Source organism: Pseudomonas kitaguniensis, assembly GCF_049199985.1.
In the GTDB taxonomy this organism is placed as follows: domain Bacteria; phylum Pseudomonadota; class Gammaproteobacteria; order Pseudomonadales; family Pseudomonadaceae; genus Aquipseudomonas; species Aquipseudomonas kitaguniensis.
Genome location: NZ_JBLZPT010000006.1, coordinates 83,040 through 100,877 on the forward strand (window position 1 = coordinate 83,040; position 17,838 = coordinate 100,877).

Annotated in this window: 15 protein-coding genes; 10 read left to right on the forward strand and 5 right to left on the reverse strand. The window is 60.5% G+C overall.

The features are described 5' to 3' along the window. Window positions 1-37 precede the first annotated feature (37 nt). Window positions 38-1,528, reverse strand: a complete 1,491-nt coding sequence (locus ACOZK9_RS10640) for a leucyl aminopeptidase (protein ID WP_058411955.1) — start codon at window positions 1,526-1,528, stop codon at window positions 38-40. Between the two features lie 284 nt (window positions 1,529-1,812). Between ACOZK9_RS10640 and lptF the strand changes: the two genes are divergently transcribed. From lptF to tadA, 10 genes are all read left to right on the forward strand, one after another. Continuing rightward, the gene (gene lptF / locus ACOZK9_RS10645; RefSeq protein ID WP_058411954.1) at window positions 1,813-2,931 is read left to right on the forward strand and encodes an LPS export ABC transporter permease LptF; all 1,119 of its coding nucleotides are present in this window, start codon (window positions 1,813-1,815) and stop codon (window positions 2,929-2,931) included. Then, the gene (gene lptG, locus ACOZK9_RS10650; RefSeq protein ID WP_058411953.1) at window positions 2,924-4,003 is read left to right on the forward strand and encodes an LPS export ABC transporter permease LptG; all 1,080 of its coding nucleotides are present in this window, start codon (window positions 2,924-2,926) and stop codon (window positions 4,001-4,003) included. Before lptF ends, lptG begins: the two co-directional genes overlap by 8 nt. 151 nt (window positions 4,004-4,154) lie before the next feature. After that, window positions 4,155-5,954, forward strand: a complete 1,800-nt coding sequence (lepA, locus tag ACOZK9_RS10655) for a translation elongation factor 4 (RefSeq protein ID WP_058411952.1) — start codon at window positions 4,155-4,157, stop codon at window positions 5,952-5,954. Between the two features lie 5 nt (window positions 5,955-5,959). After that, complete coding sequence (gene lepB, locus ACOZK9_RS10660) at window positions 5,960-6,814, forward strand: signal peptidase I (RefSeq protein WP_058411951.1); 855 nt, start codon at window positions 5,960-5,962, stop codon at window positions 6,812-6,814. Between the two features lie 162 nt (window positions 6,815-6,976). Next, complete coding sequence (rnc, locus tag ACOZK9_RS10665; RefSeq protein WP_058411950.1) at window positions 6,977-7,666, forward strand: ribonuclease III; 690 nt, start codon at window positions 6,977-6,979, stop codon at window positions 7,664-7,666. Beyond that, the gene (era, locus tag ACOZK9_RS10670; protein ID WP_027604661.1) at window positions 7,659-8,561 is read left to right on the forward strand and encodes a GTPase Era; all 903 of its coding nucleotides are present in this window, start codon (window positions 7,659-7,661) and stop codon (window positions 8,559-8,561) included. The genes rnc and era overlap by 8 nt, the downstream gene beginning before the upstream one ends. A 142-nt stretch (window positions 8,562-8,703) precedes the next feature. Next, the gene (recO, locus tag ACOZK9_RS10675; protein WP_058411949.1) at window positions 8,704-9,393 is read left to right on the forward strand and encodes a DNA repair protein RecO; all 690 of its coding nucleotides are present in this window, start codon (window positions 8,704-8,706) and stop codon (window positions 9,391-9,393) included. Window positions 9,394-9,444: 51 nt separating this feature from the next. Further along, entirely contained in the window at window positions 9,445-10,188 is a 744-nt protein-coding gene (pdxJ, locus tag ACOZK9_RS10680; protein ID WP_058411948.1) for a pyridoxine 5'-phosphate synthase, read from the forward strand. Window positions 10,189-10,708: 520 nt separating this feature from the next. After that, window positions 10,709-12,085, forward strand: a complete 1,377-nt coding sequence (locus ACOZK9_RS10685; RefSeq protein ID WP_421555805.1) for a multicopper oxidase family protein — start codon at window positions 10,709-10,711, stop codon at window positions 12,083-12,085. Then, window positions 12,085-12,582, forward strand: coding sequence for a tRNA adenosine(34) deaminase TadA (gene tadA / locus ACOZK9_RS10690; RefSeq protein ID WP_058411946.1), 498 nt, complete (start codon window positions 12,085-12,087; stop codon window positions 12,580-12,582). The genes ACOZK9_RS10685 and tadA overlap by 1 nt, the downstream gene beginning before the upstream one ends. Before the next feature lie 55 nt (window positions 12,583-12,637). On the opposite strand, the gene cmoB is transcribed toward tadA, so the two are convergent. From cmoB to lon, 4 genes are all read right to left on the reverse strand, one after another. Beyond that, entirely contained in the window at window positions 12,638-13,594 is a 957-nt protein-coding gene (gene cmoB, locus ACOZK9_RS10695) for a tRNA 5-methoxyuridine(34)/uridine 5-oxyacetic acid(34) synthase CmoB (protein ID WP_122250439.1), read from the reverse strand. Next, entirely contained in the window at window positions 13,591-14,334 is a 744-nt protein-coding gene (gene cmoA, locus ACOZK9_RS10700; protein ID WP_058411945.1) for a carboxy-S-adenosyl-L-methionine synthase CmoA, read from the reverse strand. The genes cmoB and cmoA overlap by 4 nt, the downstream gene beginning before the upstream one ends. Window positions 14,335-14,439: 105 nt before the next feature. Further along, entirely contained in the window at window positions 14,440-14,829 is a 390-nt protein-coding gene (locus ACOZK9_RS10705) for a protease inhibitor I42 family protein (RefSeq protein ID WP_421555806.1), read from the reverse strand. A 171-nt stretch (window positions 14,830-15,000) separates the two neighbouring features. Then, window positions 15,001-17,424, reverse strand: a complete 2,424-nt coding sequence (lon, locus tag ACOZK9_RS10710) for an endopeptidase La (RefSeq protein ID WP_152745977.1) — start codon at window positions 17,422-17,424, stop codon at window positions 15,001-15,003. Between the last annotated feature and the right edge of the window lie 414 nt (window positions 17,425-17,838).

Genomic DNA, 17,838 nt, shown 5'->3' on the forward strand with positions numbered 1-17,838 from the left:
CCGGGGCAGCTTGATGGCCACCCCGGCATCATCAGTTTCAGGCTTTGGCGCGGTCCAGCAGGTATTGGGTCAGCAACGGCACCGGGCGGCCAGTGGCGCCCTTGTCCTTGCCGCCGCTGGTCCACGCGGTGCCGGCGATGTCAAGGTGCGCCCAGTTGAAGTTCTTGGCGAAGCGCGACAGGAAGCAGGCAGCGGTGATGGTGCCGGCTTTCGGGCCACCGATGTTGGCCATGTCGGCGAACGGGCTGTCCAGCTGTTCCTGGTATTCATCGAACAGCGGCAATTGCCAGGCGCGGTCGTCGGCAGCTTTGCCGGCGCTGAGCAGTTGCTCGATCAGTTCGTCGTTGTTGCCGAGCAGGCCCGAGGTGTGAGCGCCCAAGGCAACCACGCAGGCACCGGTCAGGGTGGCGATGTCGATCACGGCCTGCGGTTTGAAGCGCTCGGCGTACGTCAGTGCATCGCACAGCACCAGGCGGCCTTCGGCGTCGGTGTTGAGGATCTCGACGGTTTGGCCGCTCAAGGTGGTGACGATGTCGCCCGGACGGGTCGCGCCGCCGCTTGGCATGTTCTCGGCACACGCCAGGATGCACACCAGGTTGATCGGCAACTTGAGTTCGAGCACGGCGCGCAGGGTGCCGAACACGCTGGCAGCGCCGCCCATGTCGTACTTCATCTCGTCCATGCCGGCGCCGGGCTTGAGGCTGATGCCGCCGGTGTCAAAGGTGATGCCTTTGCCGACCAAAGCGTAAGGCTTCTCGGACTTCTTGCCACCGTTGTACTGCATCACGATCAGGCGCGGCGGCTGGTCGCTGCCTTGGCCCACGGCGTAGAACGAGCCCATGCCCAGTTCCAGAATCTTCTTTTCATCCAGCACTTCGACTTTCAGGCCCTTGAACGCTTTACCCAGCGCCTTGGCTTGCTCGCCCAGGTAAGTCGGGTGGCAGATGTTCGGCGGCAGGTTGCCGAGGTCGCGGGTGAAGGACATGCCGTTGGCGATTGCGGTCGCGTGGGTAACGGCGCGCTCGACTTCAGCCTGAGCAGCCTTGATGGTCAGCAGGGTGATTTTCTTCAGCGCGCGCGGTTCGGCTTTCTGGCTCTTGAACTGGTCGAAGAGGTAGCCGCCGTCTACCAGGCTTTCGGCCAGCAGGCGGGTCTTGCCGTAGCTGTCGCGGCCCTTTACCACGATTTCGTCCAGCGCCAGCACCGCATCGGCGCCGCCCAGGCCTTTGAGCGTGTTGAGGATGCCGCTGATGATCTTGCGGAACGGGCGGTCGCCCAGTTCGGCGTCTTTGCCCACGCCCACCAGCAACACGCGCTCGGCTTTAAGGTTAGGCAGGCTTTGCAGCAGCAGGCTTTGGCCGACTTTGCCGGCCAGGTCGCCGCGCTTGAGAACGGCGCTGATCGCGCCGCCAGTGAGTTCATCCAGTTGCTTGGCGGCAACGCCGAGCGTGCGGCCTTCGCCGACAGCGACCACGAGGGTGGCGGTTTTCAACGTTTCGGGGCTAACGCTTTTTACAACCAATTCCATTTTCGGGTCCCTTATAAAGGTCTGAGAGCCTGGCGTTTGTACGCAGGCTTTAAAGCGTGGCGGCTGTGTAAACCGCCCGCGACAAAGGCCGCAGTTTGAACCTCGCCGGCGGAGCCTGACAACCCTTGCAGCACGCTTTATGCACGCGCATGAGCAAGCACCGTGACAGGCGCGGTCAATCACAGGATAATGCGCCATCTTTTTAGCCGGCCCGTGTAAATCGGGTCGACTCGGTATGCTTGCTTGTTTGGCCGCCTTAGCCTGACAACCCTGGAGTGTCTGGTTTGATCGTCTTCCGTTATCTGTCCCGCGAAGTCCTGTTGACCCTGAGTGCCGTGAGTGCGGTGCTGTTGGTGATCACCATGAGTGGTCGTTTCGTCAAATTCCTCGCTCAGGCCGCTTCGGGCGCCCTGGACCCTGGCTCGTTGTTCCTGATCATGGGCTTTCGTCTGCCGGGCTTCTTGCAGCTGATCCTGCCGCTTGGCCTGTTTCTCGGCATTCTGCTGGCTTATGGCCGGTTGTATCTTGAGAGTGAGATGACCGTGCTCTCGGCCACCGGCATGAGCCAGCAACGCCTGCTGGCCATGACCATGGTGCCGGCTGCCGGTGTTGCCCTGGTGGTGGCCTGGTTGAGCATGAGCCTCGCACCACAAGGCGCCATGCAATTCCAGTTGCTGCTGAACAAGCAGGACGCGATGACCGAGTTCGATACCCTCGAACCTGGGCGCTTTCAAGCACTCAACGACGGCTCGCGGGTCACCTACACCGAAACCATGACCGATGACCGCGCCAACCTCGGCGGCGTGTTTATTTCGCAGAAAAACCTCGGGCAGAACCAGAAAGACCGTGGCATTTCGATTCTGGTGGCCGACAGCGGGCGCCAGGAAGTGCGCCCTGACGGCAGCCGTTACCTGATCCTCGAACATGGCTACCGTTACGACGGCAGCCCTGGCCTCGCGGATTATCGGGCGATCAAGTACGACACTTATGGCGTAATGCTCGCCAGGCCGGAAATAAGCGAAGAGGTTACTGACCGCGACGCACTGCCGACTGCCTCGCTGTTCGGCAGCCAGGAACTGCGCTCCATCGCTGAGCTGCAATGGCGTATTTCGCTGCCGTTGCTGGTGTTTATCGTGACCTTGATGGCCGTGCCGCTGTCGCGCGTTAACCCGCGTCAGGGTCGTTTCCTTAAGTTGTTGCCGGCAATTCTGCTGTACATGGCGTACCTGACCATCCTGATTTCCGCCCGTGGCTCCCTTGAGAAGGGCAAGTTGTCGCCGACTCTGGGCCTCTGGTGGGTGCACGGGATCTTCCTGATGATCGGCCTCGGCCTGCTCTACTGGGAACCTATCCGTTTGAAAATGAAGAGCCGTCGTGGCCTGAAGGAGTTGGCCCGTGGCTAAGCTTGATCGCTACATTGGTAGCAGCGTTCTGTTCGCGATTCTGGCGGTGTTGGGCATTATTCTCGGGTTGGCGTCGTTGTTTGCCTTCATTGATGAAGTCGGCAACGTCACCGACACCTACACGGTCTCTGATGTGTTGAGTTTTGTGGCCTTGACCGCACCGCGTCGTCTTTACGACATGATGCCGATGGCCGCGCTGATCGGTTGCCTGATCGGCTTGGGCACCCTGGCCAGCAGCAGTGAGCTGACCATCATGCGTGCGGCCGGTGTGTCCATCGGCCGTATTGTCTGGGCGGTCATGAAACCCATGCTGTTGCTGATGGCGTGCAGCGTGCTGATTGGCGAATACGTGGCGCCACCTTCCGAGGCCACTGCCCAGGCCAATCGCGCACTGGCGCAGGGCTCGGGCGATGCGCAAAGCGCCAAGCACGGCCTGTGGCACCGCCAGGGTGATGAGTTCATCCACATCAACGCCGTGCAGCCGGGCGGCCTGTTGATCGGGGTAACGCGTTATACCTTCGACAAAGAACGGCACATGTTGACCTCCAGTTTCGCCAAGCGCGCGCAGTACGCTGCGGGCCAGTGGCAATTGAGTGAGGTCACCACCACGTACTTCCGCAATGTTGGCCAGGGTACCAAGGCCAGCACCGAAGTGATCAACGTGCCGACCGAGCAATGGGACATCGCCCTCAAGCCTGAACTGCTGAATACGGTGGTGATGATCCCCGAAAGCCTGCCTATCTCCGGTTTGTGGAGCTATATCCACTACCTCAAGGACCAGGGCCTGAATAACGGTCGTTACTGGCTGGCCTTTTGGGTCAAGGTGTTGCAGCCGGTGGTCACCGCTGCGCTGGTCTTGATGGCGATTTCCTTCATCTTCGGCCCGCTGCGTTCCGTGACGCTGGGTCAGCGGGTATTCACCGGTGTGCTGGTCGGTTTCACCTTCCGCATCGCCCAGGACCTGCTCGGGCCGTCGAGTCTGGTGTTCGGGTTCTCGCCGCTGTTTGCCGTGCTGGTGCCGACGGGGATCTGCGCCGTGGCGGGTTTCTGGTTGCTGCGCCGAGCCGGTTGATACCGCGCTTATGAACAAAAAATGCCCCGCTCGAGAGATCGGGGCATTTTTGTTCTGGCAAGCAAAGATGACGTCTGGCCCGAGCATCAGGTACAATTCCCGGCTATTTTTCAGCGGGCAATCTGCCTGCAGCCTTTTTGAGTGTTGATCCGTGAGTGATTTGAGTCATATCCGCAATTTCTCCATCATCGCCCACATTGACCATGGCAAGTCGACGCTGGCCGATCGATTCATCCAGATGTGCGGCGGCCTTGCCGAGCGTGAAATGGAAGCCCAGGTACTGGACTCCATGGACCTTGAGCGTGAGCGCGGTATCACCATCAAGGCCCACAGCGTTACCCTGTACTACCTTGCCAAAGACGGCATCAAGTACCAGTTGAACTTCATTGACACCCCCGGCCACGTTGACTTCACCTATGAAGTCAGCCGTTCGCTTGCGGCCTGTGAAGGCGCCTTGCTGGTGGTCGATGCGGGCCAGGGCGTCGAAGCCCAATCCGTAGCCAACTGCTACACCGCAATCGAGCAGGGCCTTGAGGTCATGCCGGTACTGAACAAGATCGACCTGCCACAGGCTGATCCGGACCGCGTTAAAGAAGAAATCGAAAAAATCATCGGCATTGACGCCACCGACGCCGTCGAGTGCAGCGCCAAGACCGGCCTGGGCGTTGATGAAGTGCTCGAACGCCTGGTCAAGACCATTCCCGCCCCCACCGGCAACTACGAAGATCCGCTGCAAGCGTTGATCATCGACTCCTGGTTCGACAACTACCTGGGGGTTGTTTCCCTGGTGCGTGTACGCCACGGCCGTGTGAAAAAGGGCGATAAAATTCTGGTTAAATCCACCGGCAAGATCCACCTGGTGGACAGCGTCGGTGTATTCAACCCCAAGCACACCGCTACCACTGATCTGAAAGCCGGTGAAGTCGGCTTTATCATTGCCGGTATCAAGGACATTCATGGTGCGCCGGTAGGTGACACGCTGACCTTGAGCTCCACCCCTGACGTTGACGTGCTGCCGGGCTTCAAACGCATCCAGCCGCAGGTTTACGCCGGCCTGTTCCCGGTCAGCTCCGACGACTTCGAAGATTTCCGCGAGGCGCTGCAGAAGCTCACCCTCAACGATTCGTCGTTGCAGTACACCCCGGAAAGCTCGGACGCGCTGGGCTTCGGCTTCCGCTGCGGGTTCCTCGGCATGCTGCACATGGAGATCATCCAGGAGCGTCTTGAGCGCGAATATGACCTGGACCTGATCACCACGGCGCCGACGGTTATTTTTGAGCTGGTGCTGAAAACCGGTGAAACGATTTACGTCGACAACCCGTCCAAACTTCCAGACATCTCCTCTATTGAGGACATGCGCGAGCCGATCGTGCGGGCCAACATTCTGGTACCGCAAGAGCACTTGGGTAACGTGATTACCCTGTGTATCGAAAAGCGTGGCGTGCAGCACGACATGCTGTTCCTCGGCTCCCAGGTACAAGTGACCTACGATTTGCCGATGAACGAAGTGGTTCTCGACTTCTTCGACCGTCTCAAATCCACCAGCCGCGGCTATGCTTCGCTGGATTACCATTTTGACCGTTACCAGTCCGCTAATCTGGTGAAGCTGGATGTGCTGATCAACGGTGATAAGGTCGACGCCCTGGCGCTGATCGTGCACAAGGAAAACGCGCACTACAAAGGGCGTCAGTTGACCGAAAAGATGAAAGAACTGATTCCGCGCCAGATGTTCGACGTTGCGATCCAGGCCGCCATTGGCGGGCAGATCATTGCACGGACCTCCGTCAAGGCACTCAGAAAGAACGTACTGGCCAAATGCTACGGCGGTGACGTAAGCCGTAAGCGCAAGCTGCTTGAGAAGCAAAAGGCCGGTAAAAAACGCATGAAGCAAGTGGGCAACGTGGAAATTCCACAAGAAGCCTTCCTTGCAGTGCTCAGGTTGGATAGTTAGGTCCTATGTCACTAAATTTCCCGCTGTTGCTGGTCATCGCTGTTGCCGTTTGCGGCCTCCTGGCGTTGCTCGATCTGGTGTTTTTCGCCCCGCGTCGGCGGGCTGCTATCGCCTCTTATCAGGGCAGCGTCAGCCAGCCCGATGTGGCGGTGGTCGAGAAGCTGAACAAAGAGCCTTTGCTGGTTGAATACGGTAAGTCGTTCTTTCCGGTGCTGTTCATCGTGCTGGTACTGCGTTCGTTCCTGGTAGAACCGTTTCAGATTCCTTCGGGCTCTATGAAACCTACCCTGGACGTGGGTGACTTCATCCTGGTGAACAAGTTTTCGTACGGCATTCGCCTGCCGGTGGTCGACAAAAAAGTCATCCCGGTCGGTGACCCGCAGCGCGGCGATGTGATGGTGTTCCGCTACCCAAGCGACCCGAACGTCAACTACATCAAGCGCGTCGTGGGCCTGCCGGGTGACGTGATTCGCTACACCAGCGACAAGCGACTGTTCATCAACGGTGAGTCGGTGGCCGAGAAATTGCTCGGCTCCGAGCCGAACACCTTGGGCAGCGCCGAGCTGTACCAGGAAAAACTCGGTGCGGTAGAGCACGAAATCCGCAAGGAAATGAGCCGCTACCGTGCCACGCCTGATGGCGAGTGGAAGGTGCCTGCCGGGCACTACTTCATGATGGGCGACAACCGTGACAACTCCAACGACAGCCGGTACTGGGATGACCCCAACATTCCCAAAGACCTGCTGGGCATGGTCCCCGACGAAAACATTGTCGGCAAGGCCTTCGCGGTCTGGATGAGTTGGCCGGAGCCCAAGCTCAGCCACCTGCCGAACTTCTCGCGGGTCGGGCTGATCAAGTAATACAGGCGGCGCTGTGAACACAGCGCCGAATGCTTTTATGGGGCTTGGACAAGTGTCCGACTCCTGCTGCACCAACCAGGATTTGAATTTGAACACTGCGTCAATCGTCGATGGCCGCCGGTGCCACCAACCCGATATGCATCAACCAGGTATGGATAAACCGTGACCGTTTCTCTAAGTCGTTTAGAGCACCTGCTCGGCTACACCTTCAAGGATCAGGAACTGATGGTCCTTGCCCTCACACACCGCAGTTTTGCAGGGCGTAACAACGAGCGCCTGGAATTCCTCGGTGATGCCATTCTTAATTTCGTCGCAGGTGAGGCGCTGTTCGAGCGCTTCCCTCAAGCACGTGAAGGCCAACTGTCGCGCTTGCGTGCGCGCCTGGTGAAGGGCGAGACCCTGGCCGTGCTGGCCCGTGGCTTTGGCCTGGGCGAGTACCTGCGGCTGGGCTCGGGTGAACTGAAAAGCGGCGGTTTCCGTCGCGAGTCGATCCTGGCCGATGCCCTTGAAGCGCTGATCGGCGCGATTTACCTCGATGCAGGCATGGAAGCTGCCAAGGCGCGTGTGGTCGCCTGGCTGGCTTCGGAAATCGAAAGCCTGACGCTGGTCGACACCAACAAAGACCCAAAAACCCGCCTGCAGGAATTTTTGCAGTCGCGCGGGTGCGACCTGCCACGTTACGAAGTGGTGGATATACAGGGTGAGCCTCATTGCCGCGTGTTCTTCGTGGAATGTGAAATCACCTTACTGAATGAAAAAAGCCGAGGTCAGGGTGTGAGCCGTCGTATTGCCGAACAGGTAGCGGCCGCTGCAGCACTGATTGCCCTGGGCGTGGAGAATGGCCATGACTGATTCAACCGCAACACGCTGTGGCTATGTTGCCATCGTCGGCCGCCCGAACGTGGGCAAGTCCACGCTGCTGAACCACATCCTCGGCCAAAAGCTCGCGATCACCTCGCGCAAGCCGCAAACCACCCGCCACAACATGCTCGGCATCAAGACCGAAGGCAGCGTGCAAGCGGTGTATGTCGACACCCCCGGCATGCACAAAGGGGGCGAAAAAGCGCTTAACCGCTACATGAACAAGACCGCCTCGGCTGCGTTGAAAGACGTTGACGTGGTCATCTTCGTAGTCGACCGCACCAAGTGGACCGACGAAGACCAGATGGTTCTTGAGCGTGTGCAGTACGTCACCGGCCCTTTGATCGTCGCGCTGAACAAGACTGACCGTATCGAAGACAAAGCCGAGCTGATGCCGCACCTGAGCTGGTTGCAGGAACAACTGCCGAATGCCCAGATCATGCCGATCTCGGCCCAGCACGGTCACAACCTCGAAGCGCTGGAACGCGTGATCGCCGGTTACCTGCCGGAGAACGAGCACTTCTTCCCGGAAGACCAGATCACCGACCGCAGCAGCCGCTTCCTCGCCGCCGAACTGGTACGCGAGAAAATCATGCGCCAGATGGGCGCCGAGCTGCCGTACCAGATCACGGTCGAAATCGAAGAGTTCAAGCAGCAGGGCAAGACCCTGCACATTCATGCGCTGATCCTCGTTGAACGTGACGGCCAGAAGAAAATTATCATCGGCGACAAGGGCGAGCGTATCAAACGCATCGGCACTGAAGCGCGCAAGGACATGGAGTTGCTGTTTGACTCCAAGATCATGCTCAACCTGTGGGTGAAGGTTAAGGGTGGTTGGTCCGACGACGAGCGCGCACTGCGTTCGCTCGGCTACGGCGACCTGTAAGCACACCGCAGGGCAGAAAATGTGGGAGGGGGCTTGCCCCCGATAGCGGTGGCTCAGTTAACCAACAAGTGACTGATACACCGCCATCGGGGGCAAGCCCCCTCCCACATTCGGTTTGTGTTGTTTTCACGATAGAGAACCCATGTCCCAATCCCAACCCCCCAGCCAACTTGCCTACGTGCTGCACAGCCGCGCCTACCGCGAGACCAGCGCTTTGGTGGACTTCCTCACGCCCGAGGGCCGCCTGCGCGCGGTGTTGCGCAGTGCGCGGGGCAAGGCGGGCACGTTGGCACGGCCGTTTGTGGCGCTGGACGTGGAATTTCGCGGCAAGGGCGAGCTGAAAAACGTCGGCCGCCTGGAAAGCGTTGGCACCTCTGCCTGGCTGAATGGCGAGGCGCTGTTCAGCGGCCTCTACCTGAATGAACTGCTGATTCGCCTGCTGCCTGCCGAAGACCCGCACCCGGCCGTGTTTGATCATTACGCCGCCACGCTGTTGGCCCTCGCCGAAGGTCGCCCGTTGGAGCCGCTGCTGCGTGCGTTCGAATGGCGCTTGCTTGACGATTTGGGCTACGGCTTTGAACTCGCCAACGACCTGCGCGGCGAGCCCATCGCCGCCGACGGCATGTACCGCCTGCAAGTCGACGCCGGGCTTGAGCGCGTGTACCTGCTGCAACCGGGCCTGTTCCAGGGCGCCGAGTTGTTGGCCATGAGCGAGGCCGACTGGAGCGCCCCCGGTGCCTTGTCCGCCGCCAAACGCTTGATGCGCCAAGCGCTGGCCGTGCACTTGGGTGGGCGACCGCTGGTCAGCCGCGAGTTGTTTCGAAAGCCCTGACAACCCCGTGTATGCTGTGCAGCGTTTGTTTCCCTTTTCAGGAGCGCTTCCGTGACCACCAGCAATCGCATTCTTCTTGGCGTCAACATCGACCACGTCGCTACCCTGCGCCAGGCCCGGGGCACCCGTTACCCTGACCCGGTCAAGGCCGCGCTGGATGCCGAAGAAGCGGGCGCCGACGGCATCACCGTGCACCTGCGCGAAGACCGCCGGCACATTCAGGAGCGCGACGTGTTGCTGCTCAAGGACGTGCTGCAAACCCGCATGAACTTCGAAATGGGCGTGACCGAAGAAATGATGGCGTTCGCCGAGCGCATCCGCCCGGCGCATATCTGCCTGGTGCCCGAAACCCGCCAGGAACTGACCACCGAAGGCGGGCTGGACGTGGCCGGCCAGGAAGCGCGGATCAAAGCCGCGGTGGAGCGCTTGTCACGCATCGGCAGCGAAGTGTCGCTGTTCATCGATGCCGATGAGCGCCAGATCGAAGCCTCGCGCCGCGTCGGCGCGCCCGCCATCGAACTGCACACCGGCCGTTATGCCGATGCGACCACCCCGACCGACGTGGCGAATGAGCTGCAACGCGTGATCGACGGTGTGAACTGCGGCCTTGCGCAAGGTCTGATCGTCAACGCTGGCCATGGCCTGCATTACCACAACGTGCAGGCCGTGGCCGCGATCCAGGGCATCAACGAGCTGAACATCGGCCACGCCCTGGTCGCGCACGCGCTGTTCGTCGGTTTCAAAGGGGCAGTTGCCGAGATGAAAGCCCTCATCCTGGCCGCTGCCAAAGGCTGAGTGAGCAGCGTGTTGAAAACACACTAAGCGTCAAAGTGTGGGAGATTCAATGTAGCGCTGTCGCGCAGCAAACGGGCTCGGGGTGTTATTTTGCATACACAGTAGATCTGCTTCTGCTTGTTGTGGGGGGGGGCTTGCTCCCGATAGCAGTTTTACAGTTGATACATGAATTGACTGACCCACCGCCATCGGGAGCAAGCCCCCTCCCACAGTTTGACCACATTCTGCTTGGGGGATTGGGTCGGCTTTCGGGCCGTTCAAAAGTGACCCGCTGTAAGAGCGGAACCGATATAAGCCATAACCTCAACAACGGATAAACAATAGGTTATTTGTAGTTTGATAGGAGGGGGCTTGCTACCAATGGCGGCCGGTCAGGTACAGATGATTTGACTGACACACCGCCATCGACAGCAAGCCCCTCCCATATCTGGCAATGCGAAGTCTTACTGTTTAGCGATTGCAGGTGTATCGTATCTGCCCTTTGCGGGTCTCTGGCCCGCAGCCGATACGCGAGGTCGTTGTGTCCCACACTTTTTCCCGTCGACAAATCCTGGGTGGTCTTGCAGGCCTGGCCGTCGTTGGCGTGGGCGCCGGTGGCGCCTATCGCTACTGGCTGGGGAAAGTCGCCGAGGCCGAGGCGGGGCATGATTACGAGCTGATCGCAGCGCCGCTGGACGTTGAACTGGTCGCCGGTTACACCACCCAAGCATGGGCGTTCGGCCACTCGGCGCCTGGCACCGAGTTACGGGTGCGCCAGGGCGAATGGCTGCGGGTACGTTTTATCAACCACCTGCCGGTCGCCACCACCATTCACTGGCATGGCATTCGCCTGCCGCTGGAGATGGACGGCGTGCCCTACGTCTCACAATTGCCGGTGTTGCCTGGCGAATATTTCGACTACAAATTCCGCGTGCCCGACGCCGGCAGCTACTGGTATCACCCGCACGTGAACAGCAGCGAAGAACTCGGCCGTGGCCTGGTCGGCCCGCTGATCATCGAAGAGCGCGAGCCCACCGGTTTCAAACACGAACGCACCTTGAGCCTGAAGAGTTGGCACGTGGATGAAGAGGGCGCGTTCGTCGCCTTCAGCGTGCCGCGTGAGGCGGCGCGTGGCGGCACCGCCGGGCGCCTCTCGACGATCAATGGCGTGGCGCAGGCGGTGGTCGATTTGCCCGCTGGGCAGATTACCCGTGTGCGCCTGCTCAACCTCGACAACACCCTGACCTACCGCCTCAACATTCCGGGTGTCGAGGCGCAGATCTACGCGCTGGACGGCAACCCGGTCGAGCCGCGCCCGCTGGGCAAGGAATACTGGCTCGGGCCGGGCATGCGCATATGCCTGGCGATCAAGGCGCCGCCAGCGGGCGAAGAACTGTCGCTCCGCAACGGCCCGGTGCGTCTGGGCACCTTCCGTTCGGTGGCCAATACCGACGCGCCTGGCGAATGGCCAGCGGCGCTGCCGGCCAACCCGATTGCCGAGCCGGACCTGGCGAATGCCGAAAAACTCAACTTCAATTTCGAGTGGGTGGGCAGCGTGTCGGTGGATGACGGCAAGCCGCCGAGCCTTTGGCAAATCAACGGCAAGGCGTGGGACATCACCGATAAAACCTGCGCCGACCGCCCGATTGCCACGCTTGAGAAGGGCAAAAGCTACATTTTTGAATTGAAAAACATGACCCAATACCAGCACCCGATCCACCTGCATGGCATGAGTTTCAAAGTGATCGCCTCTAACCGGCACAAGGTGATCCCGTACTTCACCGACACCTACCTGCTGGGCAAGAACGAGCGCGCCCGCGTGGCGTTGGTGGCGGATAACCCCGGGGTGTGGATGTTCCATTGCCACGTGATCGACCACATGGAAACCGGCCTGATGGCCGCCATCGAGGTGGCGTGATGCGCCAGGTTCGCCCCGCAGCGATTATCGACCGCAGCCATGACCAGGCTTTCATGCGTGAAGCGCTGGTGCTCGCCGCTGAAGGCGCGGCGCTGGGCGAAGTGCCCGTGGGCGCGGTGCTGGTGCAAAACGGTGAAATCATTGGCCGTGGCTTCAATTGCCCGATCAGCGGCAACGACCCCAGCGCACACGCGGAGATGGTCGCCATTCGTGCCGCCGCGCAAGCGATCAGCAACTATCGCCTGGTGGGCAGCACGCTGTATGTCACGCTGGAACCGTGCAGCATGTGCGCCGGTTTGATCGTGCACTCGCGCATCGCGCGGGTGGTGTACGGCGCACTGGAGCCGAAGGCGGGCATCGTGCAAAGCCAGGGGCAGTTTTTCACCCAGGGCTTTCTTAACCATCGGGTGCTGTATGAAGGCGGCGTACTGGCCGAGGAATGCGGCGCGGTGTTGAGCGAGTTCTTCAAGGCCCGCCGAGCCAAGCCCACACTCTAAACACACTGAGTATTTAAAGGTGGGAGGGGGCTCAGCAGTTTTTCAGGGGTATGGGCTACTTCCTGGCGATGATGACCGCGCGCATTGGCGCGGGCAGCCCTTCGATGGTTTTGCTGTGGTCTGCAGGGTCGAGGAAGTCACTCAGTGACTGGAACTTCATCCACGCCGTGCCGCGCTGTTCCTCCACCGTGGTCACGCTCACGTCCACGCAACGCACCTCGCTGAAACCCGCGCGGCGCAGCCATAACATCAAGGCCGGCACCGAGGGCAGGAACCACACGTTGCGCATCTGCGCGTAGCGGTCTTCCGGCACCAGCACTTGCTGTTGGTCGCCCTCTACCACCAGGGTTTCGAGCACCAGTTCGCCGCCTTTGACCAGGCAGTCTTTCAGCGCCAGCAAGTGCTCGATCGGCGAGCGGCGGTGGTAAAACACACCCATGGAAAACACCGTGTCGAAGCCTTCCAGGTTCGGCGGTAAATCTTCAAACGGGAACGGCAAGTGCCAGGCCTTGGGCGCCGACAGGTAACGCTGCACCGCCTGGAACTGACAGAAAAACAGCCAGTTTGGGTCCACGCCAATCACGCTGTCGGCGCCGGCGCCGAGCATGCGCCACATGTAATAACCGTTGCCGCAGCCCACGTCGAGAATGCGCTTGCCGTGCAAATTCAGGTGCGGCGCCACCCGCGACCACTTCCAGTCCGAGCGCCATTCGGTGTCGACGTGCACACCGAACAGGTTGAACGGGCCTTTGCGCCACGGGCTCAACCCCATCAGCGCGGTGTGCATCTGTGCGCGGGTCGCGTCGTCGCAGTCAGTGTCCAGCACCAAGTCGTTAAGCAAGTCGACTTCGGTGGGCTTGATCGCCGGCAACGCATCCAGCGCGCTCTGCCAACGCTCCAGGTCACCATGACCCTTTTCCATCTTGCTATCGAGTTGCGCTTGCAGGCCCTGAGCCCAAACGGCCAAAGGCGTGCCTACCAAGTGGCGGGCGAGGGGGGACAGATCAATCATGGCAAGGCAATCAACGAGGCAAAGTTAAGACACTGGAACCACGGCACAACTGTCGAGAACCCGGCCGCCAGCAGGCGTTCACGGTGTTCCTCAAGGCTGTCGGGCTTCATGACGTTTTCGATGGCACTGCGCTTCTGGGCAATTTCCAGTTCGCTGTAGCCATTGGCGCGTTTGAACGCGATGTGCAGGTCGGTCAGCAGCGCGTGCTCTTCAAGGTCATTGAAGCGCAGCTTTTCCGAGAGGATCAACGCCCCACCCGGCAGCAGCGACTGGCGGATGCGCGCGAGCAATGCCAGGCGCTGATCCGGGGCGATAAATTGCAGGGTAAAGTTCAGCGCCACCACCGAGGCCGGTTGGAACTGCAACGCGAGGATGTCGCCCTCGATCACCTCAACCGGCAGCAACTCCTGGAACATCGAGTCCTGGCCATTGAGGTATTCACGGCAGCGCTCGACCATGGCGGCCGAGTTATCCACCGCAATCACCCGGCAACCGTCGGTGCGCACATGCCGGCGCAGGGCCTGGGTCACCGCGCCGAGGGACGAACCCAAGTCGTAAAGCACGCTGTTGGGCTGGGCGAACTGCGCGGCAAGCACACCGAGGTTCTCGACGATGGTCGGGTAACCGGGCACCGAGCGTTTGATCATGTCGGGGAATACCCGCACCACGTCCTCGTTAAAGGCGAAGTCCGGCACTTGGGGCAAGGGCTGGGCGAATAGGCGATCGGGTTGTTTGCTCACGACTGGTCCGGCGGCGATGGAGGAAAGACCGGCATTTTAGCCAAGTTGGCCCTCGCGTGCGCGGGTTGTCTGATCGAACACCGACGCAGTGATGCTCCACGCAGGTCAATTCACCGTGATGACGCAATCGAAGGTCTCAGCCGGTTCGGCTTCCGGCTCCCAAGGTTGTTGGGAGGTCAGTCGCAAGCGGCCCTGGCCGGCGGCAAATGCCTGGAAGCGCCAAGTCGACTGGCCGCCGCCACCGATCACGCCGGAATCCGAGCTGCTGTAGACCTCGGGGCTGAGCGCGCGCAGCACGCCGCCGGCGGAATCCTGGATGGCCCAGCGATAACCGGTGGTGGGGTTGCTCGGCAACGTAAGGATCAGGTTCTGGCCGGTTTTAAGCTGGAGCGGGCAGGCGCTCTGGTTGTCCACGCTGACGTTTTGCTTGGGCGCACTGGCGCACGCAGCCAGCAGGGCAAGGCTTGCGGGAAGAAGGAGGCGGGGAGCGGTCATGGGGTCTCCGTTGATTCACGATGAAGGGCGAGGATAATCGAAGATGAGGCACGGTGTGACACACGGCCCCATCGCGAGCAAGCCCGCTCCCACAGTACATTCACCTGTGGGAGAGGCGGTGCGACGTTTCGACTTGCTCGCGATTAGGCCACACCAAGCGCTACAAAACTGTCAGAACAACACCTTCGCCACATCGGCAAAGCGCTTGGCAAAGTGCACCGTCATACCTTCCTTGAGGTACTCCGGCAACTCTTCAAAGCTGCCACGGTTCGGCTCCGGCAAGATCAGTTCATGGATCTTCTGGCGCCGCGCCGCGATCACCTTCTCACGCACGCCGCCAATCGGCAGCACATGCCCGGTCAGCGTCAGCTCGCCGGTCATGGCCACGCCTTTTTTCGGCGGCTGGTTGCGCGCCAATGACAGCAACGCGCTGGCCATGGTTACACCGGCACTCGGGCCGTCTTTGGGCGTGGCGCCTTCGGGCACGTGCAAATGCACAAAGGCTTCGTCGAAGAACTTCGGGTCACCGCCAAACGATTTCAGGTTCGAGCTGATGTAGCTGTAGGCGATTTCGGCGGATTCTTTCATCACATCGCCCAACTGGCCGGTGAGCTTGAAGCCGCGATTGAGTGTGTGAATACGCGTTGCCTCAATCGGCAAGGTCGCGCCGCCCATGCTGGTCCACGCCAGGCCTGTGATCACGCCGGTGCCGGACAGCACTTGTTCGTTGCGAAACACCGGCATGCCCAGCGAGCTTTCCAGGTCTTTGTTGCCGATCTTGATCAGCGTTTTCGGCTCATCCAGCAGCTTGACCACGGCTTTGCGCACCAGTTTGCCCAGTTGTTTCTCCAACTGGCGCACGCCGGCCTCGCGCGCATAACCGTCGATCAGCGCACGCAGCGCGCCGTCGCTGATGGTCAGGCTGGTTTTCGCCACGCCAGCTTTTTCCAACTGCTTGGGCCACAGGTGGCGCTTGGCGATGGCGACTTTTTCTTCGGTGATATAGCCCGACAGGCGAATCACTTCCATGCGGTCGAGCAGGGGCCCCGGGATCGAGTCCAAGGTGTTGGCGGTGCACACGAACAGCACTTTGGACAGGTCCAGGCGCAGGTCCAGGTAGTGGTCGAGAAACTCGACGTTCTGCTCCGGGTCGAGGGTTTCGAGCAGCGCCGACGCAGGGTCGCCCTGGTAGCTCTGGCCCATCTTGTCGATCTCGTCGAGCATGATCACCGGGTTCATCACTTCCACGTCTTTAAGCGCCTGCACCAGCTTGCCCGGCAGGGCGCCGATGTAGGTACGGCGATGGCCCTTGATTTCGGCCTCGTCGCGCATGCCGCCGACGCTGAAACGGTAGAACGGCCGCCCCAGCGACTCGGCAATCGATTTGCCGACGCTGGTTTTGCCCACGCCCGGCGGGCCTACCAGCAACACAATGGAGCCGGCGACTTCGCCTTTGTAGGCGCCCACCGCGAGGAATTCGAGGATGCGACTTTTGATGTCGTCCAGGCCCGCATGGTGCTTATCCAGCACTTTGCGCGCGTGTTTGAGGTCGAGTTTGTCCTTGCCGTATACGCCCCACGGCACTGCCGTGGCCCAGTCCAGGTAGTTGCGCGTGACGGCGTATTCCGGCGAGCCGGTTTCCAGGATCGACAGTTTGTGCATTTCTTCATTGATGCGCTTTTGCGCCTGCGCCGGCAGCACTTTGCCTTCCAAGCGCTGCTCGAACTGCTCGACGTCTGCGCTGCGGTCATCTTTGGTCAAGCCCAGCTCTTGCTGGATAACCTTGAGTTGCTCCTTGAGGAAGAACTCGCGCTGATGCTCGCCGATCTTGCGGTTTACCTCGGCGGAGATTTCCTTCTGCAGACGCGCGACTTCGACTTCTTTGCGCAGCATCGGCAAGACTTTTTCCATGCGCTTGAGCATGGGCACGCAGTCCAGCACTTCCTGCAACTCGTTGCCGGTGGCCGACGTCAGCGCGGCGGCGAAGTCGGTAAGCGGCGACGGGTCGTTGGGGCTGAAGCGGTTGAGGTAGTTCTTCAATTCTTCGCTGTACAGCGGGTTGAGCGGCAGCAGTTCCTTGATCGCGTTGATCAGCGCCATGCCGTAGGCCTTGACCTCATCGGTCGGCTGGGTGGGCTGATGCGGGTATTCGACTTCGACCAGGTACGGCGGGCGGTGGTGCTTGAGCCAGGTTTTGATGCGCACGCGGGTCAGGCCCTGCGCGACGAATTGCAGCTTGCCGTTTTCGCGGCTGGCGTGGTGCACCTTCACCAGGGTGCCGTACAGCGGCAGGCTGGAGGTGTCGAAGTGGCGTGGGTCGTCGGGTGGGGTTTCCATGAAAAACAGGGCGAGCGAGTGGTGGTCAGACTTGCTCACCAGTTCGAGGGTTTCGGCCCAGGGTTCTTCGTTGACGATCACTGGCAACACTTGCGCCGGGAAGAACGGCCGGTTGTGGATCGGGATGATGTAGACCTTGTCCGGCAGGTTTTGCCCTGGCAGGGCCAGGCCGGTGTTGGATGAGGTTTCGTGGTCAGCGTTTTCGGGGTCGGCGTAATCGTTGAGGTCTAGATCGGGGAATTCTTGCTGGTCGCTCATGGGGCACCTGCATAAGGAAGTATGCAGCTTAGATGGGGCGCGGCGACGGTGGTTTCAATGGGGTGGGCCAGATAGCAACATATTGCATGGATTTGTCGCGCTACAAATCAGCATAGAGATCAAAAGCGCTTTTGTGGGAGACCCCACTGCATCTTTGATGTGGCGCTGTCGCGCAGCAAACGGGCTCGGGGTGTTTTTGGGTTTTCGTGCATATCCGTTCTTTGGGTGATGGCTTGTATCGGTTTCGCTCTTACAGCGAGTCACTTTTGATAGAGCCCAAAAGTAACCAAAACGCTCTCGCCCCACCACTTGGTGCCTCGCTTAGGCTCGGCATGCCCGCACACAGGCTTGAATCCGTGGGCCGCCGCGATGGGCCATCCTTGGCCCAGCGCGGCTAACCCGGCGTCCTGCCGG

Coding starts and splice junctions, on each gene's coding strand:
- cmoB (WP_122250439.1), bottom strand. CDS start 13,594: ATGATTGATCTGTCCCCCCTCGCCCGCCACTTGGTAGGCACGCCTTTG.
- era (WP_027604661.1), top strand. CDS start 7,659: ATGACTGATTCAACCGCAACACGCTGTGGCTATGTTGCCATCGTCGGC.
- ACOZK9_RS10705 (WP_421555806.1), bottom strand. CDS start 14,829: ATGACCGCTCCCCGCCTCCTTCTTCCCGCAAGCCTTGCCCTGCTGGCT.
- tadA (WP_058411946.1), top strand. CDS start 12,085: ATGCGCCAGGTTCGCCCCGCAGCGATTATCGACCGCAGCCATGACCAG.
- lepB (WP_058411951.1), top strand. CDS start 5,960: ATGTCACTAAATTTCCCGCTGTTGCTGGTCATCGCTGTTGCCGTTTGC.
- recO (WP_058411949.1), top strand. CDS start 8,704: ATGTCCCAATCCCAACCCCCCAGCCAACTTGCCTACGTGCTGCACAGC.
- ACOZK9_RS10640 (WP_058411955.1), bottom strand. CDS start 1,528: ATGGAATTGGTTGTAAAAAGCGTTAGCCCCGAAACGTTGAAAACCGCC.
- lon (WP_152745977.1), bottom strand. CDS start 17,424: ATGAGCGACCAGCAAGAATTCCCCGATCTAGACCTCAACGATTACGCC.